This window comes from Devosia sp. (assembly GCF_028290645.1).
Lineage (GTDB): Bacteria > Pseudomonadota > Alphaproteobacteria > Rhizobiales > Devosiaceae > Devosia_A.
On the sequence record NZ_JAQGJL010000239.1, the window covers coordinates 1 to 9,249 of the forward strand.

The 9,249-nt window shown below is 65.6% G+C and carries 7 protein-coding genes and 1 pseudogene; 7 read left to right on the forward strand and 1 reads right to left on the reverse strand.

Features of this window, described 5'->3' with window-relative positions; genetic code table 11:
• Nucleotides 1-58: 58 nt before the first annotated feature.
• Nucleotides 59-1,048: an aldo/keto reductase gene (locus tag JWQ89_RS13285; RefSeq protein ID WP_299641763.1), complete on the reverse strand. Its 990-nt coding sequence runs from the start codon at nt 1,046-1,048 to the stop codon at nt 59-61.
• Between the two features lie 211 nt (nt 1,049-1,259).
• Between JWQ89_RS13285 and JWQ89_RS13290 the strand changes: the two genes are divergently transcribed.
• From JWQ89_RS13290 to JWQ89_RS13320, 7 genes and pseudogenes are all read left to right on the forward strand, one after another.
• Nucleotides 1,260-2,237, forward strand: a complete 978-nt coding sequence (locus tag JWQ89_RS13290) for a 2-dehydropantoate 2-reductase N-terminal domain-containing protein (protein WP_299641764.1) — start codon at nt 1,260-1,262, stop codon at nt 2,235-2,237.
• 323 nt (nt 2,238-2,560) lie between these two features.
• The gene (rimP, locus tag JWQ89_RS13295) at nt 2,561-3,193 is read left to right on the forward strand and encodes a ribosome maturation factor RimP (protein ID WP_299641766.1); all 633 of its coding nucleotides are present in this window, start codon (nt 2,561-2,563) and stop codon (nt 3,191-3,193) included.
• Nucleotides 3,194-4,792, forward strand: a complete 1,599-nt coding sequence (gene nusA / locus JWQ89_RS13300) for a transcription termination factor NusA (RefSeq protein WP_299641768.1) — start codon at nt 3,194-3,196, stop codon at nt 4,790-4,792.
• Nucleotides 4,793-4,811: 19 nt separating this feature from the next.
• Nucleotides 4,812-5,429 (forward strand): RNA-binding protein, encoded by a 618-nt coding sequence (locus JWQ89_RS13305; RefSeq protein WP_299641769.1) that lies wholly within the window; start codon nt 4,812-4,814, stop codon nt 5,427-5,429.
• A 121-nt stretch (nt 5,430-5,550) separates the two neighbouring features.
• Nucleotides 5,551-8,253 carry a translation initiation factor IF-2 gene (infB, locus tag JWQ89_RS13310; protein WP_299641770.1) on the forward strand — a complete coding sequence of 901 codons (2,703 nt, stop codon included), beginning with the start codon at nt 5,551-5,553 and terminating at the stop codon, nt 8,251-8,253.
• Between the two features lie 71 nt (nt 8,254-8,324).
• Entirely contained in the window at nt 8,325-8,858 is a 534-nt protein-coding gene (locus tag JWQ89_RS13315) for a hypothetical protein (RefSeq protein ID WP_299641771.1), read from the forward strand.
• 48 nt (nt 8,859-8,906) lie between these two features.
• A pseudogene (locus JWQ89_RS13320) lies at nt 8,907-9,249 on the forward strand (hypothetical protein); the annotation flags it as partial.

Below are 9,249 nucleotides of genomic sequence, written 5' to 3' on the forward strand. Positions count from 1 at the left end.
CCCTGCCTAACAAAAGGGGCGGACCACCGGCCCGCCCCTCGAACTCATGCGTCGCCGCTCAATACCGCTGCGGGCCCGCCGGCTTGTTCCCCATGATCTCCTCGATCCTGGCCAACACCTCCGGCGTCAGCTTCACCTTCGATTCCAGCGCCTTGAGGTTGTCCTTGAGCTGGCTGAGCTTGGACGCCCCGAGGATCACCGTCGAGACATGCGGGTTGGCGTTGCACCAGAGCAGCGCCAGGTGATGGATCGGCATCCCGAGCTCGTCGGCAAGCCTCGCCAGCTTCTTCACCTTCTCCAGCTGGGCCTTGCCCGCCTCGCTCTCGAGCCGCGCCTTCAGCCACTCGTAGCCGGGAAGGTTCATCCGGCTGTCCGCCGGCACGCCGTCATTGTATTTGCCGGTCAGGATCCCCGAGGCGAGCGGCGACCAGATGGTGGTTCCGAGCCCGAACAGGTCGTAGAGCGGCAGGAACTCCGACTCCACCTTCTCGCGCCGGAACAGGTTGTATTCCGGCTGCTCCATCGTCGGCGGCGTCAGTCCATACTCGCGCGCCGCCGAATAGGCTTCGGTCAGCTGCTGCGCCGTCCATTCCGATGTGCCCCAGTATAGGACCTTCCCCTGCACGATCAGGTTGTGCATCGCCCGCACCGTCTCCTCGATCGGCGTATCGAGGTCCGGCCGGTGGCAGAAATAGAGGTCGAGATAGTCGACCTGCAGCCGCTTCAGCGCCGCATGCGCCGCGTCGGTCACGTGCTTGGCGGAAAGCCCGCGCTGCGTCGGCTTCTGGCCGCCCCAGAACACCTTCGAGCTCACCGCATAGCTGTCGCGCGTCCAGTTGAGCGACTTCAGCGCCTCGCCCATGACGATCTCGGCATTGCCCTGCTCGTAGCCCTCGGCGTTGTCGAAGAAATTGATGCCGTTGTCGTAGGCGTAACCCATGATCGAAGCGGCGGCGTCCTCGCCGATCTGCTTGCCGAAGGTCACCCAGGCGCCAAAGGAGAATTCGCTGACCTTGAGGCCAGACTTGCCGAGACGGCGATATTCCATGATGTAGATATCCGTGTTGGGGTGGTCGAAGGCTGATAGCTATTGCCGGTTAACGATGCGTACAACGCGACCGGGGCGCTTCCCGACAATCCGCAACCAGTCGCGGCAGGCCTGACTAAACCATTGGCGCCCTTCACGGGATTCGCCTTTCCTCCGGCTTGCTTCGCGCGCCCTTAGCCTCCAAGCTTCACCCGCAGCGCGGAGGCAGCTCATGCGGTTCATCATCTACGGCGTCGGCGCCATCGGCGGCACCTTCGCGGCCGCCCTTACCCGGGCCGGCTACGACGTCATCGGCATCGCCCGCGGCAGGATGCTCGACGCGCTCAAGCGCGACGGCCTCCTCTTCCGCACGCCGCAAGCCGCCGATCGCATCAGGTTTCCCGTCGTCGCGTCTCCCGCCGAGATCGCGTTTCAGCCCGACGACGTCATCTTCCTCACCATGAAATCGCAGGATACCGCCGCGGCGGTGCTGGCGCTGCGCGATGCCGGCGTCCGCGACCAGCCCGTGGTCTCCGCCCAGAACGGCATCAACAACGAGCGGCTGGCGCTACGCCTCTTCCCCAACACCTACGCGATGACCGTGCTGCTCCCGGCCGACTACATCGTTCCCGGCGAAGTCGCCTGCTATGGCACGCCCAGGCACGGCATCTGCGATCTCGGCCGCTACCCCCACGGCCTCGACGACAACGTCGCCGCCATCGCCGCTGCCCTCGACAACGCCAATTTCGCCGCCTTCCCGATGGAGCAGATCCTCCGCTCCAAGCACGGCAAGCTGCTGGAAAACCTCGGCAACGTCATCGAAGCGGCGCTCGGCCCTGGCGTCCGGGCCCCCGATGTCTCGGCCGCCGTACGGGCGGAAGCCGAGGCCGCCTACCGCGCCGCGGGCATCACCGAGTGGATGGATATCGGCAGCAACGAGCCACGCCGCGCCGGGGTGCTCGAAATCGTCAAGATCGAAGGCATCGCCCGCACCGGCGGCTCCTCGACCCAGAGCCTCAAGCGCCGCGCCGGCAGCATCGAGACCGACTATCTCAACGGCGAGATCGTCCTCCTCGGCCGCCTCCACGGCGTCCCCACGCCCCTCAACGCCGCCCTCTGCGCGCTCGCCCAGGAGATGATCGGCACCGGCGTGCAGCCGGGCAGTGTTACGCCGGCGGCGCTGCGGGAACGGCTGGGCTTGGCCGGATAGAGGAGCGGGCGACCTTCCCGCCCGTGGCTGTGGACCCCCACCCCTGTCCCCGCCCCCCAAACATGGGGAGGGAGACGACATCAGCTTGCTCGGTGCGCAGGTCGCCGAGTAGTTTCGGAGGGTCTCCCTCCCCATTCTTAGGGGGAGGGGACAGGGGTGGGGGTCCACAACCACCAGCGCTCCGGTCGTCACCAGCACCCAGCCCAACCCCCGCCCTTGCGCCCACCCGGCATCAGCGCTATATGAGCGCCAACAACATCTCTGGCTTAAAGCGAGAGTGGGGTGCCGAACCGGCCCCCGCTCTTTTTGTTATCCAAAGGCACATGAGCTTCGATCTTACAGAAAAGCGCTACATCAAGGAAACCGGCCTCGAGCAGCGGATCGCCCGCATCGTCGAGCCGGTCGCCAACGATCTCGGCTACAGCCTCGTCAGGATCAAGATCCTGCAGGAGAACGGCCTGACGCTGCAGATCATGGCCGAGGACGGCAATGGCCGCTTCGCCATCACCGATTGCGAGCGGCTGAGCAAGGACGTGTCGCCGGTGCTCGATGTCGAGGATCCGATCGACCGCGAATATCACCTCGAGGTCTCGTCCCCCGGCATCGACCGCCCGCTGGTCCGGGCCCGCGATTTCGCCACCTATGTCGGCCATGAGGCCAAGATCGAGCTGTCCGACCTGCTCGACGGCCGCAAGCGCTTCCGCGGGCTCATCAAGTCCGTCGACGCCGATACCGTGACCATCACGCTCCCGGATGTCCCCAAGGGCACCGACCCCGACCACAAGCTGCCGCTGCACCTGTTGGCGGAAGCCAAGCTGGTGATGACCGATGCGCTGATGAACATGGCGCGGGTCGACCAGGAAGAATTTCCGATCGACGACGATGACGAGATCGAGACCGTCGAGATTGCCGACTCCCAACCCGAAGAAGAATCCACCTCCGAGGAGACCAACTAAATGGCCGTTAGCGCAAACCGCCTGGAGCTGCTCCAGATCGCTGATGCCGTCGCCCGCGAGAAGTCGATCGATCGCATGATCGTCATCGAGTCCATGCAGGACGCGATCGAGAAGGCGGCCAAGACCCGCTACGGCGCCGAGACCAATGTGCGCGCCGAGATCAATCCCAAGACCGGCGAGCTGCGCCTGTGGCGGCTGCTCGAAGTGGTCGAGACGGTCGAGGAGACCGGCCGCCAGATCGAGCTCAAATACGCCAGGCAGAAGAACGACGCGGCCAAGCTCGGCGACTTCCTCACCGAGCCGCTGCCGCCGATCGAGTTCGGCCGCATCGCCGCGCAGTCGGCAAAGCAAGTGATCGTCCAGAAGGTGCGCGATGCCGAGCGCGACCGCATGTACGAGGAGTACATCAACCGCGTCGGCGAGATCGTCAACGGCACGGTCAAGCGCGTCGAATACGGCAACGTCATCGTCGACCTCGGCCGTGGCGAAGCCATCATCCGCCGCGACGAGCTGATCCCGCGCGAGCTCTATCGCTACGGCGACCGCGTCCGCGCCTATATCTACGACGTCCGCCGCGAGCAGCGCGGGCCGCAGATTTTCCTTTCCCGCACGCATCCGCAGTTCATGGCCAAGCTGTTCATGCAGGAAGTGCCGGAGATCTACGACGGCATCATCACCATCCGCTCGATCGCCCGCGATCCGGGCAGCCGCGCCAAGATCGCCGTCACCTCGTCCGACAGCTCGATCGATCCGGTCGGCGCCTGCGTCGGCATGCGCGGCAGCCGCGTGCAGGCGGTGGTCGCTGAGCTTCAGGGCGAAAAGATCGACATCATCCCGTGGACCGAATCGATCGCCGATCTCGTCGTCTCGGCCCTGCAGCCGGCTGATGTGGCCAAGGTCGTCCTCGACGAACAGGCCGAGCGCATTGAAGTCGTGGTGCCCGACGAGCAGCTCTCGCTCGCCATCGGCCGCCGTGGCCAGAACGTGCGCCTCGCTTCGCAGCTGATCGGCTGGGATATCGACATCCTCACCGAGCAGGAAGAGTCCGAGCGCCGCCAGAAGGAATTCACCGAGCGCTCTGCTTTGTTCATGCAGGCCCTTGATGTCGACGAGATGGTTGCCCAACTATTGGCTTCCGAAGGCTTCTCCTCGGTCGAGGAACTCGCCTATATCGATGCGTCCGAAATCGCCTCGATCCAGGGCTTCGACGAAGAGACTGCTGCCGAAATCCAGCAGCGTGCCACGGACTACCTTGCGGCCATCGAGAAGGCCAATGACGACGAGCGCATCAAGCTCGGCGTCGAGGACGAGCTCTATGAGATCCCGGGCCTGACTGCGGCGATGCTCGTCGCGCTGGGCAAGGAAGAGATCAAGACCGTCGACGATTTCGCCGGCTGCGCCGCCGACGACCTCGTTGGCTGGACCGAGCGCAAGGACGGCGAGACCAAGCGGTTCGACGGCACCTTCAAGGATTTCCCGGTTTCCCGCGAGGAAGCGGAGGAAATGATCCTGCAGGCCCGTCTCAAGGCCGGCTGGATCACCGAAGCCGATCTGGCGGTCGCCGACGAGGCGCCGCTCGAGGAAGGGGCGCCCGCGTAATCGGGCGGACTGGAAACCGGTGCCGCGTCGCGAAGAAACCGAGAGGCTGTGTGCGCTGACCCGTGAGGTGAAGCCCATCGCCGACCTCATCCGCTTTGCCGTCTCTCCCGACGACGAGGTGGTGCCCGATACCGACGGCAGGGCCGACGGTCGCGGCGTCTGGGTCACCCTGGGCCAGAAGTCGGTGGCCGAGGCGCAAAAGAAGAAGGCCTTCGCCAAAAGCCTCAAGGCCGAGGTGAGGGTGCCCGACGATCTTGCCGGTCTCACCCGGCGCCGGCTCGAGGAGCGCTTCTTGAGCGCCCTCAGCCTGGCCCGCAAGGCCGGGCAGCTGGTGGCCGGCTCGACCAAGGTCAAGGCGGCGATCGAAGCGGGCGAGGTGCAGGCGCTCCTCACCGCCACCGATGCGGCCGAGGACGGCAGGAACAAGCTCGTGGGTTCGCTCAAGGGCTACACGATGGCGGCGGAAGAGGCGGGTTTTACAACCGTCTTAACTCCGCATTTCGAATTGCTCGATTCGGGCCAAATGGGTTTGGCACTCGGGATCGAAAATGTGATACATGCTGCGCTCATCAAGGGGGGCGCGGCCCAGGCGGCGGTGCAACGGGCTGAAAGGCTGGCCCGTTACATCGCCAACTAGACGGGTTATTTGAGCGGCGCAGCAGCGCTACGCCGCCCCCTGAGCCCTACAATCGGACTTGTTCAGGGAGCGCGGAGCCGCGCTTTCTCGGGCAGGTTTCGTGAAGGAAGACGCGAGATACATGGCTGATAACGACGACAAGCGCGAAGATTCTGGTGCCGGCGGCAAGAAGACGCTGTCCTTGAAGGGTGGGCCCAGCATGGGGGCACGCCCCAATGTGGCACGCTCGTCGCGGAACACCGTGGTCGTCGAGAAGCGCACGCGCTTCGTGCCGCCCGGCACCCCGGGCGCGCACGCTCCGCATACGCCGCACCAGCCGCCGCATACGCCGCGGCCGCCCCAGAGCGGTGCTCCCAACCAGGGCAGCGGCCGTCCCGGCTCGTCCGGCGCGCCATCGGGCAACCGCCCCTACACCAACAACCAGTCGCGTCCGCCGCTGCGCTCGCAGGGTCCGCGCCCCAGTGCCGGGCTCAGCGCCACCGAGGCCGATGCCCGGGCTCGCGCTCTGCGTGAAGCCGCCGGCCGCCAGGCCGAGGACGAAGCCCGCGCCCGCGCCGAGGAAGCTCGCCGCAACGAAGAGGATGCGCGTCGCCGTGCCCTTCGCGAGGAAGCGCAGCGTGCAGAGGAGGCCAAGCAACTCGCCGCCGAGGGCGAGCGTGCCCTCGAGGCCGTGGCCGAAATCTCCACCGTCTCGCGTGAGCCCCGGGTTTCGCCGGCCCGCCGCGCCGCCGCCACGCCCGGCGCCCGTACGGTCACCCCGGTCGCCGAGCTGCCGCCGGCCCCGCCGTCGGAAGCCGATGGCCGGAAGACCCGCACCATCACCGCGGCCCGTCCCTCGGGCCTCGTCAATGCCGCCGAGCTCGAAAGCGCTCGCCGCGGCGCCGCGGCGCGTGTCACCACTCCGGAGCGGCCGACCCGCCGCGCCGGCGAGGAGGCCTTCGCCCGGGCCCGCCTGACCGTCACCAATGCCGGCTCCGAGTCCGATCGCGACAAGGGCCCGTCGCTGGCCGCCATGCGCCGCCGGCGCGACAAGAAGATGGGCCGCAACCAGCAGGTGGCGCCCAAGCTCAGCCGTGAAGTGACCATTCCCGAGGCGATCACCGTCCAGGAACTGGCCAACCGCATGGCCGAACGCGCCGTCGATATCATCAAGATCCTGATGGCCCAGGGCCAGATGGTGAAGATCACCGACGTCATCGACAGCGATACCGCCGAACTGATCGCCACCGAGCTTGGCCACACCGTCAAGCGCGTCTCGGACGCTGACGTGGAAGAGGGGCTCTATGACATCCCGGCCGACGACAAGGCCGAGGACCTGACCACCCGCGCGCCGGTCGTGACCATCATGGGCCACGTCGACCACGGCAAGACCTCCCTGCTCGACGCCATCCGCGAGACCAACGTGGTCTCGGGCGAAGCCGGCGGCATCACCCAGCATATCGGCGCCTACCAGGTCGAAAAGAACGGCCAGAAGATCACCTTCCTTGACACCCCGGGCCACGAGGCGTTCACCGCCATGCGCGCCCGCGGCGCCCAGGCGACCGATATCGCGGTGCTGGTGGTGGCGGCCGACGACGGCGTCATGCCGCAGACGATCGAATCCATCAAGCACGCGAAAGCGGCCGGGGTTCCGATCATCGTCGCCATCAACAAGATGGATAAGCCCAGCGCCAACCCGACCCGCGTCCGCACCGAGCTGCTCCAGCACGAAGTGTTCGTAGAATCGATGGGCGGCGACGTGCTCGACGTGGAAGTCTCGGCGGTCACCAAGGCCGGCCTCGACAAGCTGCTCGAGACGATCCTGCTGCAGGCCGAAGTGCTCGAGCTGAAGGTCGCCCGCGACGGGCGCGCCGAAGGCCTCGTCATCGAAGCCAAGCTCGATCGCGGCCGCGGTGCGGTGGCGACCGTGCTGGTGCAACGCGGCACTCTTGCCATCGGCGACATCCTCGTGGCCGGCACCGAGTTCGCCCGCGTTCGTGCGCTGATCAACGACCAGGGCGAGCAGGTGAAGGAGGCCGGCCCCTCCACTCCTGTGGAAGTGCTGGGCTTTACCGGCGTCCCCTCGGCCGGCGACCGCTTCTCGGTCGTCGAGACCGAAGCGAGAGCCCGCGAAGTCACCGAATACCGCCAGCGCCTGATCCGCGAGAAGACGGCGGGCGGCGGCGCCACCAGCCTCGAGCAGATGATGAATCAGCTCAAGGCCTCGGGCATCGCTAAGTTCCCGCTGATCATCAAGGGTGACGTGCAGGGCTCGGTCGAAGCGATCAACGCCTCGCTCAACAAGCTCTCGACCGAGGAAGTCTCGGCCCAGATCCTGATGAGCGGCGTCGGCGCCATCACCGAATCCGACGTGACGCTGGCCTCGGCTTCGAACGCCATCATCATCGGCTTCAACGTCCGCGCCAACAAGCAGGCCTCCGAACTCGCCACCCGCGAGGGCATCGAGATCCGCTACTACAACATCATCTACGACCTCGTGGATGACGTGAAGGCAGCGATGTCGGGGCTCCTCAAGCCGGAGCGCCGCGAGACCTTCATCGGCTACGCCACGATCAAGGAAGTCTTCCAGATCACCAAGGTCGGCAAGGTCGCCGGCTGCCAGGTCACCGAGGGCATCGTCGAACGCGGCGCCGGCGTGCGCCTGTTGCGCGACAACGTCGTGATCCACGAAGGCAAGCTGAAGACCCTCAAGCGCTTCAAGGACGAAGTAAAGGAAGTCGCCGTCGGCCAGGAATGCGGCATGGCCTTCGAAAACTACGAAGACATCCGCGCCGGCGACGTCATCGAATGCTTCCGGGTGGAGCAGGTGGTTCGGACGCTGTAGTTCTCAGCTTTACAGGCAGATCTAAGATCGGGCACAGATGCATGTCTGTGCCCGATTGCTTTGGTGCCTAGTTGCAGAAATTTTCAGTCCAGTTTTTGCCGGATCACAGTGAGGTCGCACTAGCGACGCGCTACATGGTGCGCGCCTACCTCAAGCCACTGGATCACTTGGTTAAGTGGGCATTTGTCCCTTACTACGCTGCAGCGTGTGTGATCGCTGCGCTCGCTTCTGGCTACATCGGAAGCTTGCTACCAGGCAGCCATATGGTTGCGATCGTCATCCTTATGTTGGCGGCATACTACTTGTGGGCGGCAGTCATAAGGAAATGGTGCCTGGGATATTTTGTTCACCGTGCCAACAGGCTGGCGCCGCCTCTGTCAACTACAGTAGTGGCTGACGAGAAGGGCATCGCGTTCGCCGACGAGGTCTCGTCAGTTTGGATGGACTGGAAGGCCGTCAGGGAGGCGAAGGTCGTACCGGAAGGTGTTGTCCTGACTTACGGAATGCGGGGTGCGCTAATACCGGCGCGAGCATTTCGCGATGATGAGCAGCGGCGCACATTTGTCGAGTTGGTGAATGCGAGTGCCAAGGCGACGGCTCCCTGACCCTCAGCGCAGGTTGAGAACTCGCCCGCTCTCCCCTAAATAAGCCCCATGCGTGGTGTCGGCGGCAGAGGTGGTGGTGGACGGGGGCTCAATGGCCCCGATATCCCCGATGCCCTCCCCTTCGACAAGGGCGAGCGCCTCAAAACCTTCCGGCATCTGGGGCGCCTGTTCGCCCAGATGTGGCGCACCAGCCCGTGGCTGATGTCGCTGTCGATCGCGCTCCGCCTCGTCGTCGCCGTCCAGCCGCCGCTGGTGCTGCTGCTCACCAAGCTGATCATCGACGAGGTGGTCAAGCAGACCGGCCTGGGCGTCCCCGGTCCCGAGCTTGCCGACTGGCTCGACAGCGGCCGGCTCACGACGCTCTTCTGGTTGCTCGGCATCGAGTTCGTGC

Coding starts and splice junctions, on each gene's coding strand:
- JWQ89_RS13285 (WP_299641763.1), bottom strand. CDS start 1,048: ATGGAATATCGCCGTCTCGGCAAGTCTGGCCTCAAGGTCAGCGAATTC.
- JWQ89_RS13290 (WP_299641764.1), top strand. CDS start 1,260: ATGCGGTTCATCATCTACGGCGTCGGCGCCATCGGCGGCACCTTCGCG.
- rimP (WP_299641766.1), top strand. CDS start 2,561: ATGAGCTTCGATCTTACAGAAAAGCGCTACATCAAGGAAACCGGCCTC.
- nusA (WP_299641768.1), top strand. CDS start 3,194: ATGGCCGTTAGCGCAAACCGCCTGGAGCTGCTCCAGATCGCTGATGCC.
- infB (WP_299641770.1), top strand. CDS start 5,551: ATGGCTGATAACGACGACAAGCGCGAAGATTCTGGTGCCGGCGGCAAG.